Source organism: Bacillus cereus group sp. RP29, assembly GCF_040459765.1.
GTDB classification, from domain to species: domain Bacteria; phylum Bacillota; class Bacilli; order Bacillales; family Bacillaceae_G; genus Bacillus_A; species Bacillus_A paranthracis.
This window is the reverse complement of sequence record NZ_JARVHN010000001.1, coordinates 240,182-257,364: the sequence shown is the minus strand read 5'-3', so window position 1 is coordinate 257,364 and position 17,183 is coordinate 240,182. Positions and strand designations below refer to the sequence as shown.

The following is a 17,183-nucleotide window of genomic DNA, read 5'->3' as shown; positions in this document are numbered from 1 at the left end:
AGTAATGTAATCTAAATTTCATTTTTTCTGTTTTGAGCATTTTTTGTTTATAATGGTAAAGGAAAGAAATATGTGTACGGAGGAATATTATGCTGCAACACTCAATTACGAAAGATGAAATTATGATGATTGCGAATGAGTTCGTTCAAGGACTAGATCCACAGCAAACAGCTGATCAGGAACATGTCGCTACAGCTCGGCACCTATATCGTAGTGGTGTTGTCTACAACGTTGACTTTGATGGCTATACGCTATCAGGAACTGTAGATGCTGAAGGCAGCGTATATAGCGTCCATATCCCGATTCGTAACGTAGCTGAAAGCTATTGCGATTGCTTCGCACCAACGCAGTGTGAGCATATGCTCGCTGTGTTACTATCGGCAGCATCTAGTTTCGGGCAAGTAGGAGATGTATTAACTTTATTCAAAAATAATACGAAACCTTCCCTTCCTCCTATTCGAACTGCAAGACAAGTATTGCAATCATCAGCTTTTGAAGAAACGGATTATAAAAGTTGGCAATCATATTTTGATAACGAATATGAATCATTTAAAAAAGAACAAGCTCGGCTTACTTATAAACAAATGTATTTTCTTATGAGTATTTTTACGGACTTCTATACGAAACTCGAGCGGAAAGCCCCGCGTATCGTTGTAATACATGAGTTGTTCAGGCTACATGCAGCGCTTTATTGCTTTCAAAAATTATTAGAAGAAATTCAGAACTTTGAAGCAAATAAAACGTATTCTTATCATCAGCCTGTTAACGTCGTTCGCTTATTTGTAGATAAAGTGGAATCCATCGTTCGGGACTTACAATCAGAATCGATTCCTTCAGAGTCTAAATCAATTCTGCAAGAAACAGCTCGTCTCGTTCACGAAGTATTCTTCTCCACCGATGCCTATACGCAAGAGAGGTTCTTTATTTATCGTCACATATGGAGTGAACTGTTACACAATAACGAGCAACTACAAGAAGAAGAAAAACGAATCGATACGAAAATGAATCCACTTTCCAAAGCATTAGCATCTTCTCATCTACTCTTTTTAAATGACGAAGATCGATTAGCGATGGACTTATTAAAAAAACAACCTGCTTCTGTTGTAAGTCTGTACTTCTATTGGTTAGAGGAATTATTAAATGCAATGAAATGGGATCGTGCGAAAAACTGGCTTTCCTTTACGTATAAACAAGTGAAGAAAACGATACATGAGCACGAAAATACAATTTTCATAAAAGATATCGTTCGCTTATTCGTCATCATGTATGAAACATATGCAACCCATACAAATGAACAAGCAGGACTCGAAATGATTTTGCAAGAGCTATTACCATATAGTTTCGCAAACTATGAACAATACGTACTGGCGAAAAAGCAGTATCGCACATGGGCAGAACTTCAGCTCTTACACGGTTTTGAAGCAATTGAACTTTTGAAAGAACCGCTGAAAGATATTGAGAAGGAAGCACCAGAAGCAGCCCTTCCTCTTTATCACCTTGCTGCTACCGAAGCTATTGAAGAGCGAAATCGCAAATCATATAGACGTGCAGTTCGTTACTTAAAGAAATTACGTACATTATATAAACGATTAAAGCGTACCGATGAATGGGATGCTTTCATTATTCATATCGCAAACTTACATTCACGTCTGCGTGCACTACAAGAGGAATTACGGAAAGGAAAATTAATCGATGATCAATCAAACTGAAGTAACAATTAGGCTCCAGCACGTTAGTCACGGTTGGTTCCTTTGGGGAGAAGATGATAGCGGTACTCCATTATCCGTAACAAGTTGGAAACGAAATGCATTTACATGGCACTCCACTTCCTTCTACGGCACGTTTCTAAAAGAAGCAAGCTTTGAAGGAAGACAAGGTGTTATGCTAACAAACGCACAAGCATTTGAATACATCGCGAATAAACCGGTGAACTCCTTTGCCCGTATTCAAATGAACGGCCCTATTACAGCACTTACGGAAGATGCGAACGAATTGTGGGATGCCTTCACAAGCGGTAGCTTCGTACCTGATATGGAGCGCTGGCCTAAACAACCATCTTGGAAAGTTCAAAATACTCCAATCGAAGATGAAACATTGGCATCTCTTTTCTCGGCTGCAGTAAATGAAAGCATATTACAAGATAACCGTTCAAATGACGGATGGGAAGATGCAAAGAGACTTTATGAACATTACGACTTTACGAAAAGACAATTAGACGCAGCACTACATGAAGAAGATTGGCTTCGAAAAATTGGTTACATTGAAGATGACCTTCCCTTTACAATCGGACTACGACTACAAGAGCCGCAAGAAGAATTTGAAATGTGGAAGCTTGAAACAATTGTTACACCAAAGCGCGGGGCACATCGCATATATGTATATGAAAGTATCGATTCTTTACCCAAACGATGGCACGATTATGAAGAACGTATTCTTGAAACACAAGAAAGCTTCAGTAAGCTCGTACCGTGGTTAAAAGAAGGGGATACATTCCGAAGTGAACTCTTTGAAACAGAAGCGTGGAACTTCTTAACAGAAGCAAGTAACGAATTACTCGCCGCAGGTATTACAATCTTATTACCATCGTGGTGGCAAAATTTAAAAGCGACAAAACCAAAATTACGTGTGCAACTGAAGCAAAATGCTACGCAAACGCAATCTTTCTTCGGTATGAATACACTCGTTAACTTTGACTGGCGCATTTCAACGAACGGCATTGATTTATCAGAAAGCGAATTTTTTGAACTCGTTGAACAAAACAAACGGTTATTCAATATAAATGGTCAATGGATGCGACTAGATCCAGCCTTTATTGAAGAAGTACGAAAGCTCATGAACCGTGCTGATAAGTATGGACTTGAAATGAAAGATGTCCTTCAGCAACATTTATCAAACACTGCTGAAACAGAAATTGTAGAAGAGGATAGTCCATTTAACGATATTGAAATTGAACTAGATGGATATTATGAAGATCTATTCCAAAAACTATTGCACATTGGAGATATTCCAAAAGTAGATGTCCCTTCTTCACTAAACGCAACACTCCGTCCGTATCAACAACATGGCATTGAGTGGTTATTATATTTAAGAAAGCTTGGATTCGGTGCATTATTAGCTGACGACATGGGACTTGGAAAAAGTATTCAAACGATCACTTACTTACTATATATAAAAGAAAACAATCTCCAAACAGGTCCTGCCTTAATCGTGGCACCGACATCTGTTCTTGGAAATTGGCAAAAAGAATTTGAGCGTTTCGCACCGAATTTACGCGTTCAGTTACATTATGGAAGTAATAGGGCGAAAGGAGAATCATTTAAAGACTTCCTTCAATCAGCAGATGTTGTATTAACGTCTTATGCATTAGCTCAGCTTGATGAGGAAGAACTTAGTACGTTATGCTGGGATGCTGTTATTTTGGATGAAGCACAAAATATTAAAAACCCACACACGAAACAGTCTAAAGCAGTGCGAAACTTACAAGCAAATCACAAAATCGCATTAACTGGAACACCGATGGAAAACCGCCTTGCCGAGCTTTGGTCTATTTTCGACTTCATTAATCATGGATACCTTGGCAGCTTAGGACAATTCCAGCGCCGCTTCGTCTCACCAATTGAAAAGGACCGTGACGAAGGAAAAATCCAACAAGTTCAACGTTTTATCTCGCCGTTTTTACTGCGTCGTACGAAGAAAGATCAAACAGTCGCATTAAACTTACCAGATAAACAAGAACAGAAAGCTTACTGTCCACTAACTGGTGAACAAGCTTCCTTATATGAACAACTTGTTCAAGATACATTGCAAAATGTAGAAGGATTAAGCGGAATTGAACGACGCGGATTTATATTACTCATGCTGAACAAACTTAAACAAATTTGTAATCACCCAGCTCTTTATTTAAAAGAAACAGAACCGAAAGACATTATCGAACGTTCCATGAAAACGAGCACGCTCATGGAACTTATTGAAAATATAAAAGATCAAAATGAAAGTTGCTTAATCTTCACGCAATACATTGGTATGGGGAACATGCTAAAAGATGTGTTAGAAAAACATTTCGGTCAGCGCGTCCTCTTCTTAAACGGTAGTGTACCGAAGAAAGAACGTGATAAAATGATCGAACAGTTCCAAAACGGCACGTATGACATCTTCATCTTATCGTTAAAAGCAGGTGGTACAGGGTTAAACTTAACAGCTGCCAACCATGTCATTCACTACGATCGTTGGTGGAATCCAGCGGTAGAAAATCAAGCAACAGATCGTGCATATCGCATTGGTCAAAAGCGTTTCGTTCACGTTCATAAACTGATTACAACGGGGACACTTGAAGAGAAAATCGATGAAATGTTAGAAAGAAAACAGTCATTAAACAACGCCGTCATTACAAGCGATAGTTGGATGACAGAACTATCTACAGATGAACTAAAAGAATTACTTGGTGTATAAACAAAAGGAGCTAATCTTTTCGAGATTAGCTCCTTTTTCTATTCCAAAACCAATTACTTATTATAATCCCTGTTAATCCGCCGCACGTATCTAGCAATGAATCTTGCCACATCGGTGTACGATCGCCCGTAAACCATTGATGAATTTCATCAAACGTTGCATATCCCGCAACGAAAAGGAGCGCGTACATGAAACATCGTTTTCTCGAACAACCCGATCGATGAAATGCATAATACGTCAATGAACCGAGCATAAAGAACACCATAAAATGAGCACCTTTACGAAGGAAAAACTCAATAAATCCGCCTACACCTTTATTTGCAATGCTAACAGGTGTACCACCACCGTAATCGATAGATACCCATGAAAAATGCTCTTTCACAAACTCCACATTTACATATTGTTCAATATCCGAACGCATATCCTGCTTTTTATATGGTTGTGCCGAGGAATAGAAAATCAGCCCCATCCATAGTAAAACAGGAATCCAAAATAACCATTTACGATTCATTCTTCCGAAACCCCTCTCTTAGTCTTTTAAGAGTACCAAAAAAAAGAATAAATTTCACGCCAAAACATGACATTTGCATCCTATTTATATAGTGAAAGGGGGTGATAAACATGGCAGTCGAAACAATCGTAATGGATTTAACTTTACGTCTCGTCTTAAACAATGGATTAGATAAGAATGGAAAAACAGTTTTTAAGAACAAACAATTTAAGCGCGTAAAAACAAACGCAAACTTAGAGAAAGTACAAAACGTAGCACGTGCTCTTGCTTCTTTACAAGCATCACCACTTCACGCTGTACAACTTGTTAGCACATCAGATCTTTCTAACCTTTAAGGTGGCAATGTAATCAGTGGGGATGCCCCCACTGATTACAAGATAAATAAAAAGGAGGAAACAATGTATGCAAGTACTAGAATTAATTTTCGCGAAAGAAGATGGAAAAACAGTTGTCTTTTCTATCGAGAAGCCGATCACACCTATTGATGCACAAGTCGTAAATCAAGTAATGGATACGATCCTTGCCTCATCTGTATTTTCATCAATTAATGAAAATACCCGAAAAAAAGGAGCTCGTCTCGTAGAAAAGACTGTATCTGAAGTTCCCATTACCTTATAGACAAAAAGACGAATCTGCATCATTTTGCAGATTCGTCTTTTTTCTTCGGCATTTCAATTGGAATAAAGATTTTTGAAAAACCGACGCATACATATTTATAGTGTTCTCCGCCGATATCAAATTCCGTCTTATATGTTGAGAAGAATATATAATCATCTCGCTTCGTATAATGATCGATTAATAATCCAACTTGCGGCTCAACATATTTTTTCGCCAACTTCTTACCAGCCGATGCTAAATCGCCAAGGAGCCCCTCTTCATTTTCCTTTTGAACTTCGTCTAGCTTCTTACTTACATCATTACGTTTCATAAACTGCTTCGCTGCCCAATCCGTATATTCACCTTTACTCGGATTACTATTTGCTAAATATACTAGAAGAACAACAACTAGAGCCATAATAATATACCTTTTCTTCATACTATCTCACCGCCTACTCTTTTCTATTTTCATATATATGTACAAGCGATGCAAATTAGAAAGACTATCATCTATTGATTGTAAACGAATAGCTAAAATTTACAATATGAAATAAAAGATTAACAATTAATTTACTTAATTCGTATATAATTATATTGAGAATTGTTATCATTTATAAAGGGGGAATTAAATTTATGAATGACGAAAATGCTATTATTATTTCTAATTCAACAATGATGTTAGAACCTTGCAAGCACCCTTCTTATTACACAAAAGTGATCGACAGTAGTGGGAACCATCTTTACTCCTGTCAAACCGCTCTCCAGCTCATAAAAAAATCTTGTTTAACCAATGTTCACTCTACTTATCAAGGCAGACGGAAAGCAGTTCAAACAAACTTTCATTTCAAACAAAATGTCCCGATTCCAATTAATCATCGAGAATATATTTGTGCTTTCCCAACAGAGTCTCCTTCTTCTCCAAACTGTATATGGCTTTTTTATAACCATATAGATGACATAGAGTTTTTCAAAAAAAGTAAAAAAGCTACCATTCATTTTTCAAATGGCACAACTACAACTATACATATCAGTCCCCATAAGTTAAAACAACAATTATTAAAAGCTGGATATGTATTATCACGTATGAACATGCAAGATTCACTACAATTTAAAAACCTCTTATTACATTTACTACCTTAACAAAATAAGTAGAATGGAAAGCAATATCCCTTGCCTTCCATTCTTATGATACTATTTATCCTCTTAAGCTATTTCGCATTTTCTCAAGCGCCTGCCGATATATCCACCTCACTTGATAATAGGTCATCTCTGTCTCTAAAGCGATTTCCCCCATCGTCTTTCCTACAAAAAAACGTTCAAAAATAATATACTTCTCCTTCTCATCTAATACACTCATAAAATCCTTCACTTTCATTTCAATATCTTCAAAACGAAAGATATCCTCATACTCTCCTACACATACACACTTTTCTTGCACTGTGAATTCTTTTTTCAACCTCTCTAATATATAACCACGTACCGTTACAACTGCATATGCAGGAAAACTCCCTTTCTCCGCATCAAACTTTTCATACGCATGCCAAAGACCTATTAACCCACATTGATAATACTCTTCATAATCTTGATAAATCCCTAACTTCTTTATTTGATTTACGATCATTCCCTCATACAAAACAACTGCCTCTTTAAAAGTCGCTGGCTTCACACAGTACCCACTTCTAAAAGGTATACCTTTCTCGTATTCCGCGGTACCTTCACAATATAAAAATAAAGAAAGGATTTCACTTTGGGTAATTTCAAATACTACCGACGGAATTTGAAATTACATGAAGTAGAATTTGAAATTCTGTTAGTGGTATTTGAAATAGGGGTAAAAATAAAAAAGGTGACTCCGAAGAGCCACCTTTTAATTCAATCATATTATTATACAGGCAAACCAGGTAAGAACTTTGCAATCAATACAACAATCGCAGCTAAGAATCCCGCTTTAATAATGAATAAAACAATAATTGGAATAGCTGCTTTCACTTTACTTAATCCGGCTGTAACTTGTAATCCTAACCAAATTAAAACTAAATTCCATAAATAGAACAATTCAATTGTATTACCAATTCCATATGCAAGTGAACCTTGATCGAATAGTGGTCCTAAACTTGTATACGCAGTTGGTCCAGCACCTAAAATTAAAGCTATAACACCGTTAATAAGTCCACCAATAATAACAATAATATCTGCGTATACAATAATCATTACTATTTTTTTATAAGAAGTATCATTCCCGTAAAACATCATGAACACTTTATAAATAGCTGCAACAACTAATGTTGCAATCATAACACCTACTATTCCCCATATCGTACCAGAAATTACATCTGATACAAGCGAATCCTTATTTGCAAATTCGCCTCCTAATTTCTTTTGCATTTCAATCATTTCAGGTGATGTATACGTAATATACGAATTTAAACCACCTACAAGCCCTTGTAATATTGCCACTATGAAGAACATACCCCAAACTTTCTCAGTCGTCTTCATTCTCTCAAACTGTAAACCAGGAGAAGTAATCATTCCGAACAGTGATGGCTTCTCGCCGCCAGCTTTTTGCGTATTCACATTAGCTTCCATTATAACGCCTCCTTCTATTTATATAACCCGTTCTAACGGGCGGTTCACTTCCTCATATAGAGGCTACGAACCGCCCACTAGAACGGTAGTGTATAGTTCTACTACACTAGTAATTACTCATAACGTAATGCTTCAATTGGATCTAATTTCGCAGCTTTGTTTGCTGGAATTAATCCGAAAATAATGCCGAGTGTCATCGAGAATAATACGCCGCCAACGACAACTTCCCATGAAACAAGAGGTGGCCATTTTGCGAACGTGGAAACGATATATGCTCCGCCATATCCAAGACCAATTCCGATCAAACCACCTAGAAGTGTTAACATAACTGCTTCAATTAAAAACTGTAATAAAATTTTACTACGCGTTGCCCCAAGTGCTTTACGTATCCCAATTTCGCGCGTACGCTCCGTTACAGATACGAGCATAATGTTCATAACGCCAATACCACCAACGACTAATGAAATACCCGCGATACCACCGATAATCATCGTCATAATATTAGTTACCTTAGAAACATTTTCTTGTAATTCTTTTAAATTCACCAGTTCGTATTTACCTGGAATTTCACTTGGCTTACGACTATTCAGTACATCAACAGCTTGTTTCCCAGCTTTTTCTAAATCGTCTACATTTTTAGTTTGAATTGCGATGTTTTGAATCTCATCTGTTCCGTATAAAACAGGCCATAACGTAAGAGGGATTAGCGCTTCTTCCATTTCAAATCCCATAAACTCATTATCAGATGTATACACACCAACAATTTGCATTGGCTGCCCCTTCATCTCAATAATTTGTCCAACTGGGTTTACGTCCTTAAATAACGTTTCTTCTGTTTTTGTGCTAATCATCACAACGTTATTTGCATGAGTAATATCTGATTCACTTAAAGTACGTCCCTTTACGACCTTTACTTTATTAACGGCAAAATATTCATTATCAAGACCAATAACATTCAGATTTGCCTTTTTATCATTTACATCAAGCACCTCTGAATTCCGGTTTGTCGTAATAACGTGTGAAACATCTTTGACTTGTTTTACTTCCAAAATATCCTCTTCCGTTAACTTTGGCATTTCAAATCCACCCATAGCAAACTCATCATTAATATCTGGTTGAAATTGAATTGGCATAAGATTATTACCACCAGAACCTGCGAATTTCGACTTCAGCATTGCTTCCCCGCCTTGCCCAATCGCAACGACAGTAATAATGGAACCAACACCGATAATAATACCGAGCATCGTAAGAGCTGAACGCAGTTTATGAGCTAAAATAGAAGAGAGGGCAATTTTTATACTATCTAGTAAACTCATACCGCACACCTTCTATCTTCTGTAATTTTCCCGTCTCGCAGTACAATGCGGCGGGAAGAATACGCTGCTACTTCCTCTTCATGCGTAACCATAACAATCGTCGTACCTTCCGCATTAAGCTTCGTGAAAATATCCATAACTTGCTCACCAGACTTCGTATCAAGTGCACCAGTCGGCTCATCGGCCATAATGAACGTTGGATTATTCGCGATCGCTCTTGCAATTGCGACACGCTGCTTCTGTCCACCTGACAATTCGTTCGGTAAATGATGTACGCGATCTGCTAATCCAACTTTACCTAATGCCTCTAAAGCACGCTTACGACGCTCTGCCTTCTTCACGCCGCCATATACGAGCGGAAGCTCAACATTTTCGACTGCTGAAAGACGCGGAAGCAAATTAAAGTGCTGAAACACAAAGCCGATATATTCATTACGAATTAAAGCAAGCTTTGACTCGTCTGCTGTTAAGATATTCACATCGTTCAGCATATATTCGCCTTCTGTTGGACGATCTAAACAACCGATAATATTCATAAGCGTTGATTTACCAGAACCAGACGGTCCCATAATCGAAACGAACTCGCCGCTCTGAATCGTTAAACTAATACCGTGCAAAATCGGCACTGCCAATTTTCCTTGATAATACGTTTTAGCAATATTATTTAACGTAATCATTTCTCTTTCACTTCCATTCCGTCATACACATCGTCGGAAGGATTTTTAACCACCTTTTGCCCCACTGTTACGCCTTCAGTAATCTCTGTCCAATCTCCATCAGTAGAACCTTTTTTCACATTTTGTTTACGAAGCTTTCCTTTATCCTCAACATAAACAAATGCATCACCGTCTTTTTCTACAATGCTCTTAGTCGGAACAGCAACCATCTTCTTATTCTCTAAATTTACTTGCAGAGAAACGTGATAACCTGGAGATAAACCATCTTGACTATCAAGACTTGCTTTATATGTATATTGAGACATATTTTGAGTCGCTTCGCCCATACCTCCAGCTTGCGCCATCTCTGCACTCGTTGGGAATTCACTTACTTCTGTAATCTTACCTGTCCACTTCTTCTTATTATTTGCTTTCGCAGTAACAGTAAATGTTTGATCCTTTTGAATTTGTGACTTTTGAAGCTCAGTTAACGTACCTTGAATTTGGAATGGATCTTTAGAAGCCACTTGTAAAAATGCTTTCCCTTGACCACCTAACGCTTGAGATGAACTTTGTGCTGCATCTTTATCTAACTTTTGAACAACGCCAGCAAAGTTACTATAAATCGTAAGCTCTTTCTGCTTTTTACTTAACTCTTCTTTCTGCAACTTCCCTTTTTCTTTCTCAAGATCAGTTGTCTTTTGTGCTATCTCTAACTCACTTACTTGCTCTTCCATCGGATCTGTTACTTCTTTCCCAGCTCCGCTATCTTTCGCTTTCTTAATTTCTTTCTTCAGCGAATCAATCTTCTTTTTCCCTTGATCATAACGCATATCTGCCATCTTCTGATCAAGCTCAGCTTGCTTCATTTGAAGATTAATCTCTTCATTATCATAAGAGAATAACTTCGCACCTTTCTCTACCTCTTGTCCTTCTTTTACCTCAATATCTTTCACTTTTCCTTTGGCCGGATCCGCATAAAAACTTTCAATATTCCCAGGCTTCACCTGACCAGAAATTAACTTCGTATTATTCAGCTTACGCTCCGTTACCTTCTCAAAACTTACAGCATCAGCCGATGTTGATGCCCCCTTCTTCTTCCCTTGCATTACAAAAATATTAATTGCTGCTACAATAACAATTAGTGCAATAACCCCGATAATAATCCATTTTTTCTTCTTGTTTGGAGTACGAACCGTATTTGGTACCATATTCTCGCTCCTTTTTATAACTTAATAGTTTAATATAAAAATTGTATAAAACTTTCTGAAAATGAATTACATATTATTACATTCTTTTTACAAAGTTTTACACATCCATTTATATTGTAACAAAAATTCCAATGATTAGAAATATGACATTATGTCTTTTAAGATAGATTTAAGGAAAGATTATAGTAATATAAGAAAAGCTATCGTTTATTAATAAACTACTTACCAAGATAAATTCTTAAAATCATTTTCCTAATTGCACCACTGTCATTTTTGTCATATATATTTGACATTTAATTTATTCAATTATAAAATGTCACATATACATGACATTCTGGTACACAAGGTCTACAACTATTAATAGGAGGTTTATATTTGAATAACGTTAAACAATATCGAAAATCTGAAGGTCTATCGCAGCTAGAATTAGCTAAAAGAGTTAAAGTGGCGAGACAGACAATAAACTTAATTGAAAACAATAAATATAATCCCTCTTTAGCCTTATGTATCGAATTAGCAAAAACACTAAAAACAGATTTAAACAGTTTATTTTGGGAGGGAGATTAAATGATGAAAATTGAATGGAAAGAAAGAGTTTATAATAGTTTTGTTGGAACAATGAGTGAGCGAGATGAATATCAAAAACAAGAAATCAATAAAGAATTATCTGTAGCTGGAATTGGTTTATGGTGGTTAAATATGTTGGTCATGCTTATTATGTTACTTGTTGATACTATGAACCATACAATATCTATAGGAACTATATTAGTTTTTCTATCTAATATGATTTATGCTAATTATTTAGCCTTTAAATTTAAGAAAAAAGGTTTAAGTGATACTGAATGTGCAACACAAGAAGAATATTTGCAACACAAGAAAAAATTAAGAAAAGCTGGCTTAAAAGCAGGTTTGCTTTGGGGCTTTCAAATGTTTGTTTTTATGAATTATATCCTTCCCTATGTAGGTTCGGAGGAAATCTCTATTTCTTTATTTAAAGTTGTAATTTTCATCTGTGGCGGGGGATTTTTTGGTCTAACTATGTACGTAATTGGTTTATTAAATCTAAAAAAATTATATTAATTAATAAAAATCATTTACATATTAAACTGCAATTTTACATACTGATTTTCCTCGTATAAAAATATAAAAGCTATCCAGCATATAAACTGGATAGCTTTTTAAGATGAAATATTATGCTACTTTAGAAGCTTTTCTCTCATGTCCTATTTGAACAATCAATAAGAATATTGTTGATAAAATACCACCTGCTAACAGTAACATGAAGCAACCATCCCAGCCAGAACGATCAACAATAATACCAATTGCGGCGTTTGCTATGAAACTTCCTCCAACATAACCGAACAGACCACACATACCAACTGTCGTACCTACTGCAAATTTCGGTACTAATTCCATTGCACTTAAACCGATTAAGAATTGTGGTACATAAATTAAACAACCGATAATAGAAACTGCAATACTCACAACTATAATATTAGTTGCTTGCCAATACACGATTGTTCCAACAACAACCCCAGCCATACTTATAACACATAACGGCATACGTTTCCCTTTGAATAATTTATCACTTAAAAAACCGACAATTAAAGAACTTGGAATCGCTGCTGTTTCAAATATTGAATACGCAAAATGCGCCTCTGTTTTTGTAAAACCTTTAACTGTTGTTAAATAAATTGGTACCCAGTTAATAACACCGAAACGAATTAAGTAAACAAATGCATTCGCAATACATAAGAACCATACAAATTTATTTTTCACTACATACTTCATTAAGATTTCTTTTGGTGACATCTTGTTAGCGTTATCTACTTTTTCAAGCTCTTCATAGTCATTACGATATTCATCAATTGGCGGAAGACCTTCTGATTCTGGTGTATCTTTCGCATTAATCCAAACAAGAACTGCAATTACCATTGCGATAATCGCTGGGAAAATAAATACGCCACCTTGCCAATGACTTTCCCCAAAAATACCTACACCAATTCCAATGAATGGCGGAACAAGTAGTGCTCCAACGTTATGTGAAATATTCCAAAGACCTGTTTTCGTACCGCGTTCTTTCTTTGAAAACCATTTCGTCATAACGATACTACAAGGTGGTGCACCCATACCTTGCACAATACCGTTTAGAACAAGTAATGTTAAAATCATCCCAAAGGAAGATGCATAGCCGAAACAAATATTAACAAGTCCAGATAAAAATAAACCTACTGCAATAAATCGTTGAGCAAATGCCTTATCAGATAAATTACCCATAAAGAATTTACTAAGTCCGTAAACAACAGCCATTACTGCACCCAATAACCCAATTTGTGTAGTGCTAAATCCGAACTCATCAACTAAATATGTAGTAGATAAATTAAAATTACTACGAACTAAATAATAAGCAGCATATCCAACTGAAATTCCGATTAACACACGAATACGTAGTAATCGATATACACGATCGATCATATCCGCTGGCAATCTTTCAATTGCAGGTGCTGGCTTGAGCCATTTAAACATATTCTTTCGTCTCCTTTTCTCACTTCTGAGAGAGACGTTGTCTATTCCATATCTCGATTATTCCACTATTTGATATATGTTGGTTCGTTCTTCTAACCGGCTGTCCTTCTATTTCTTTCTCGTTCTTCGCAAACATCGTTGGCACGCCAAACGAAACCTTTTCTAAAATGTGACCCGCTTCTTCTGATAAACAATAATCAATAAATAAATCCGCAATAATACCATTCGGTGCACGCTTTAGTTTCGAAATCGCATTAACAGATAGCCCTGTTTGCTCAGGTACGATACTTACAACTGGAAAGCCTTGTTTTTGAAGCATTCTTTGATCTCCCATGAAATTGATGCCTATCATATACTCACCACTCGCAACAAGCTCTACTGGCATGTAACCATTCACCGTTACTTCACCAACTTGCCCTGCAAAGTTCTTAACATATTCTTTTGCTTCCTCTTCACCTACAGTATCAATAAGTGATTGAAAAAACGTATAGGCTGTTCCTGAAACATTTGGATCTGGCATAACAATCTGTCCCTTATATACTATATTTAATAAATCTTGCCACCTTGATGGATAAGGAAGTCCGAGCGGTGCTATTTCTTCGTTCCACCGCTCTTTATTGATTGCAATTGCCAGCTTCTCTACTTCATAACCGTACCAATAACCGTCTTTATCTTTCACAGTTTTTGAAATACGGTTCGCATGCTGACTCGTAACAGGAATAGATAGATTTTTTTGCTTCATCATTTGATGCGCGTCTACCGTACCGCCAATAATAATATCCGCTTTCGGATTTCCAGCTTCCTCTTCTACCCTCCGAAGAAGCTCTTCTGTCGAAAGACGAATAAATTCATACGTACAGCCGCGTGGTTTACAAAATGATGAAAGCAACGCTTCCCCAACTTCCTCGCGAGCCGCTACATACGCAACAAGATGACGATCATTCAAAATAGGGAGACCACTTTTATTATATTTAATAGAGGTCGTATCTCGAGAGCAACTAGACATCGCTCCTCCAATTACTAGCAAAAAGAAGAAAAAGGCTATCTTTCTCATGACACATTCTCCTTTACAAATACATTTGCGAGGGAGCTTTTCATATACATGACATTCCCATTATTATCACCGAGATATTGCACAACAAAATACGATGGATACACAGAAATAGTAAGAATGTCTTCACGCTCATTCTTTATACGCTTACCAGATTTATAAGCGGTAACATAAGCGATCGGTTCATTCTGTGATTGTAATAACTTCTGAATTTCTCCGTAATCTGTAATTTGCTTTGCATACCGAATCGAATCAAGTATGTGCGTAACATTCACCGCACGTTCTACATCACCTTGGCGTACTATGACATCCTGTGCTGACGCAAAAAAATCATGAATACGTTCCGGTGTGTAATACAGGCTTAACAAATACGTTTGCAATACTGAAATCATTGGATCCGTACCATTCTTTCCGTACATATCAGCCCCGTACTGGAACAAGTCACCTACTGCAAAAGTACGTTTCTGACCATTCAAGTACGTTACTTCTCCAGTAAATACTTGTTCTTGATTCTTAGCTTCACTCGGATTGATTTGAATTCGGTCAAAGAATGAAACAATCGTATGCAAACGAACTTCATCCGTTATAACAATTTCTCCCCACTTTTCATGCCTAACCTTCATTTCAGTAGGCAGGGATTCATTCACTCTTTGTAAAACAGCTTGTTTGTCATTCACAATTGTGATCCGATTATATATTTGCTTCTCCATCACATAAAACAAAATAAGAGAAACAATGATACAAAAGACAAACATAAGAATTTGAAATGATAGCCTTTTCATTTCTGCCTACCTCCAAGATAAAAAAACGTTGTTTCGAAAATACCGCATAATTGTTTCATAAATGTATCATTTAACCGCTTTCAAGTTTTTTATGTCTTCCATCCGTCTCGGAAGTAAGAATGTAATAAATATGGTAGTACCAACCTCTTCACTACTCTCAATCCGCATACTTCCGCCCTGCTTATTCATAATCTCCTGACAAATATACAAACCATACCCATTCCCGTAACTAGAAGAAAGTACCTTCCCTTCTGGCGATTCATTCCACTCTGCCAGCACCCCTTCATCGATACCAATGCCATCATCATGAACAAACACCTTCGCCTCACGCTCATTTACAATGACATTCATACGAATTTGCGTAGCATCGCTATATTTTATCGCATTATCAAGCACATTTAAGAAAATCTGTTTCGTCTTATCGAAATCGGCAACAACATATACATCTGTTAACTCATTAATAACTTCAATCTCAAACTTCTGCAGACGAGGTTTCACGATTGAAACTGCTTCTTCGGCTAACTCCTTTATATTCACAACTGTAGGTGATATTTCAAACGTACTCGTACCGTACTTTGAAGACTTAAGTAATTCCTCTACAAGTGATAATAAACGCTCACTTTCTACAGCTACATAACGCAAGCTCTCCTGTACATCTTCCTTCGCCTTTAACTTCGGAATTAAATCCACATAGCCAATAATCGCCGTTAGCGGTGTTTTTAGCTCATGCGTAATACGGTCTAAGAAATCTTTCTGCTTCTCTTTCTCTTCCTTCAATTGCTTAATATGTAGTTCAATCCCATCAGCCATCGCATTAAAAGACGCTGAAAGCTGCGCAATTTCCACATATTCATTTAACTCAATCTTACTTTTATAATCACCATTCGCAAGCCGGTGCGCCATTTGTCTTAACTGATCAATCGGCTTATGAAGAGACTTTGCCAAACGAATTGCAAAGAAAATACCTGCAGCTACGAGACAAAGAGACGTCATTAAAAACGTCCAACCAACATTTGTTAAAACTTCCTTCTCACCCGTTAACTCATTTATAAAACGAACACTACCAATGACATCGTTTCCATAATAAACCGGGCTTGAAAACAAAAGAATTGGAGCTGGGTCTCCCTCTTCAAACACATAAGATTTCTTTCCCTTCAAGGAACTCTCGATATCAATATTCCGATGAAGAAGCGCTCCCTTTTGCGTATCCGCCACAACATCTCCATTCTTCCCAATCATCTGTACACGGACATCCATGCGCTTCGCTAAATACGAAGCAATTAAAAGTGAATTCGGACCGAGCGTCTCTACCTCTGCTTCCTTCTCTAAATAATTCATCGTATAAATTTGTGCTTCTACACTTAACTTTTCTAAAGAATTTGCCGCATTATGATACATATTCTTTTCTAACGTAATATAAACAACTGCGTACAAAAGAACAAAAATCGGGATTAATAGTCCAACGATTCCAAACACCATATTTCTTTTTAAAGACATA

At 36.9% G+C, this 17,183-nt stretch carries 18 protein-coding genes; 7 read left to right on the top strand and 11 right to left on the bottom strand.

The window, feature by feature from the left end:
• Positions 1 to 89: 89 nt before the first annotated feature.
• Together QCI47_RS01275 and QCI47_RS01270 are read left to right on the top strand one after the other, a co-directional pair.
• Positions 90 to 1,709 carry an SWIM zinc finger family protein gene (locus tag QCI47_RS01275; RefSeq protein WP_074543809.1) on the top strand — a complete coding sequence of 540 codons (1,620 nt, stop codon included), beginning with the start codon at positions 90 to 92 and terminating at the stop codon, positions 1,707 to 1,709.
• The gene (locus QCI47_RS01270) at positions 1,693 to 4,449 is read left to right on the top strand and encodes a DEAD/DEAH box helicase (protein ID WP_353811672.1); all 2,757 of its coding nucleotides are present in this window, start codon (positions 1,693 to 1,695) and stop codon (positions 4,447 to 4,449) included. The genes QCI47_RS01275 and QCI47_RS01270 overlap by 17 nt, the downstream gene beginning before the upstream one ends.
• Positions 4,450 to 4,474: 25 nt before the next feature.
• Here the strand turns inward: QCI47_RS01270 and QCI47_RS01265 are convergent, their stop codons facing one another.
• Positions 4,475 to 4,960: a VanZ family protein gene (locus QCI47_RS01265; protein WP_076873373.1), complete on the bottom strand. Its 486-nt coding sequence runs from the start codon at positions 4,958 to 4,960 to the stop codon at positions 4,475 to 4,477.
• 110 nt (positions 4,961 to 5,070) lie between these two features.
• Here QCI47_RS01265 and QCI47_RS01260 point away from each other — a divergent pair, with 110 nt between their 5' ends.
• Complete coding sequence (locus QCI47_RS01260) at positions 5,071 to 5,295, top strand: DUF1659 domain-containing protein (protein ID WP_061529311.1); 225 nt, start codon at positions 5,071 to 5,073, stop codon at positions 5,293 to 5,295.
• Positions 5,296 to 5,362: 67 nt separating this feature from the next.
• A complete protein-coding gene (locus QCI47_RS01255) occupies positions 5,363 to 5,578 on the top strand; it encodes a DUF2922 domain-containing protein (RefSeq protein ID WP_001197595.1) in 216 nt (71 codons plus the stop codon).
• 19 nt (positions 5,579 to 5,597) lie between these two features.
• Here the strand turns inward: QCI47_RS01255 and QCI47_RS01250 are convergent, their stop codons facing one another.
• Positions 5,598 to 5,996, bottom strand: coding sequence for a DUF4359 domain-containing protein (locus QCI47_RS01250; protein WP_000747726.1), 399 nt, complete (start codon positions 5,994 to 5,996; stop codon positions 5,598 to 5,600).
• Positions 5,997 to 6,190: 194 nt separating this feature from the next.
• Here QCI47_RS01250 and QCI47_RS01245 point away from each other — a divergent pair, with 194 nt between their 5' ends.
• Positions 6,191 to 6,697 (top strand): competence protein ComK, encoded by a 507-nt coding sequence (locus QCI47_RS01245; RefSeq protein WP_000997432.1) that lies wholly within the window; start codon positions 6,191 to 6,193, stop codon positions 6,695 to 6,697.
• A 55-nt stretch (positions 6,698 to 6,752) separates the two neighbouring features.
• Here the strand turns inward: QCI47_RS01245 and QCI47_RS01240 are convergent, their stop codons facing one another.
• From QCI47_RS01240 to QCI47_RS01220, 5 genes are all read right to left on the bottom strand, one after another.
• On the bottom strand, positions 6,753 to 7,223 hold the full coding sequence (locus QCI47_RS01240) for a sigma-70 family RNA polymerase sigma factor (protein ID WP_000801289.1): 471 nt from the start codon (positions 7,221 to 7,223) through the stop codon (positions 6,753 to 6,755).
• A 218-nt stretch (positions 7,224 to 7,441) separates the two neighbouring features.
• On the bottom strand, positions 7,442 to 8,143 hold the full coding sequence (gene yknW, locus QCI47_RS01235) for a YknW family membrane protein (RefSeq protein WP_000387982.1): 702 nt from the start codon (positions 8,141 to 8,143) through the stop codon (positions 7,442 to 7,444).
• Between the two features lie 113 nt (positions 8,144 to 8,256).
• The gene (locus QCI47_RS01230; RefSeq protein WP_061529314.1) at positions 8,257 to 9,459 is read right to left on the bottom strand and encodes an ABC transporter permease; all 1,203 of its coding nucleotides are present in this window, start codon (positions 9,457 to 9,459) and stop codon (positions 8,257 to 8,259) included.
• Positions 9,456 to 10,136, bottom strand: a complete 681-nt coding sequence (locus QCI47_RS01225; RefSeq protein ID WP_086707035.1) for an ABC transporter ATP-binding protein — start codon at positions 10,134 to 10,136, stop codon at positions 9,456 to 9,458. Before QCI47_RS01225 ends, QCI47_RS01230 begins: the two co-directional genes overlap by 4 nt.
• Positions 10,133 to 11,326, bottom strand: coding sequence for an efflux RND transporter periplasmic adaptor subunit (locus QCI47_RS01220; protein ID WP_070807200.1), 1,194 nt, complete (start codon positions 11,324 to 11,326; stop codon positions 10,133 to 10,135). Before QCI47_RS01220 ends, QCI47_RS01225 begins: the two co-directional genes overlap by 4 nt.
• 375 nt (positions 11,327 to 11,701) lie before the next feature.
• On the opposite strand from QCI47_RS01220, the gene QCI47_RS01215 reads away from it, so the two are divergent.
• Together QCI47_RS01215 and QCI47_RS01210 are read left to right on the top strand one after the other, a co-directional pair.
• On the top strand, positions 11,702 to 11,893 hold the full coding sequence (locus QCI47_RS01215) for a helix-turn-helix transcriptional regulator (RefSeq protein ID WP_086707034.1): 192 nt from the start codon (positions 11,702 to 11,704) through the stop codon (positions 11,891 to 11,893).
• Positions 11,894 to 12,406: a DUF3278 domain-containing protein gene (locus tag QCI47_RS01210; protein ID WP_048552976.1), complete on the top strand. Its 513-nt coding sequence runs from the start codon at positions 11,894 to 11,896 to the stop codon at positions 12,404 to 12,406.
• Between the two features lie 111 nt (positions 12,407 to 12,517).
• Here the strand turns inward: QCI47_RS01210 and pgtP are convergent, their stop codons facing one another.
• The 4 genes from pgtP to QCI47_RS01190 all read right to left on the bottom strand — a co-directional run bounded on the left by pgtP (position 12,518) and on the right by QCI47_RS01190 (position 17,182).
• Positions 12,518 to 13,852 carry an MFS transporter gene (pgtP, locus tag QCI47_RS01205; RefSeq protein WP_000477581.1) on the bottom strand — a complete coding sequence of 445 codons (1,335 nt, stop codon included), beginning with the start codon at positions 13,850 to 13,852 and terminating at the stop codon, positions 12,518 to 12,520.
• A 19-nt stretch (positions 13,853 to 13,871) separates the two neighbouring features.
• Complete coding sequence (locus tag QCI47_RS01200; RefSeq protein ID WP_353811671.1) at positions 13,872 to 14,906, bottom strand: ABC transporter substrate-binding protein; 1,035 nt, start codon at positions 14,904 to 14,906, stop codon at positions 13,872 to 13,874.
• A complete protein-coding gene (locus QCI47_RS01195; protein ID WP_309422455.1) occupies positions 14,903 to 15,685 on the bottom strand; it encodes a DUF3919 family protein in 783 nt (260 codons plus the stop codon). The genes QCI47_RS01200 and QCI47_RS01195 overlap by 4 nt, the downstream gene beginning before the upstream one ends.
• Positions 15,686 to 15,751: 66 nt before the next feature.
• Positions 15,752 to 17,182 (bottom strand): HAMP domain-containing sensor histidine kinase, encoded by a 1,431-nt coding sequence (locus QCI47_RS01190; protein ID WP_000054049.1) that lies wholly within the window; start codon positions 17,180 to 17,182, stop codon positions 15,752 to 15,754.
• Position 17,183 lies beyond the last annotated feature (1 nt).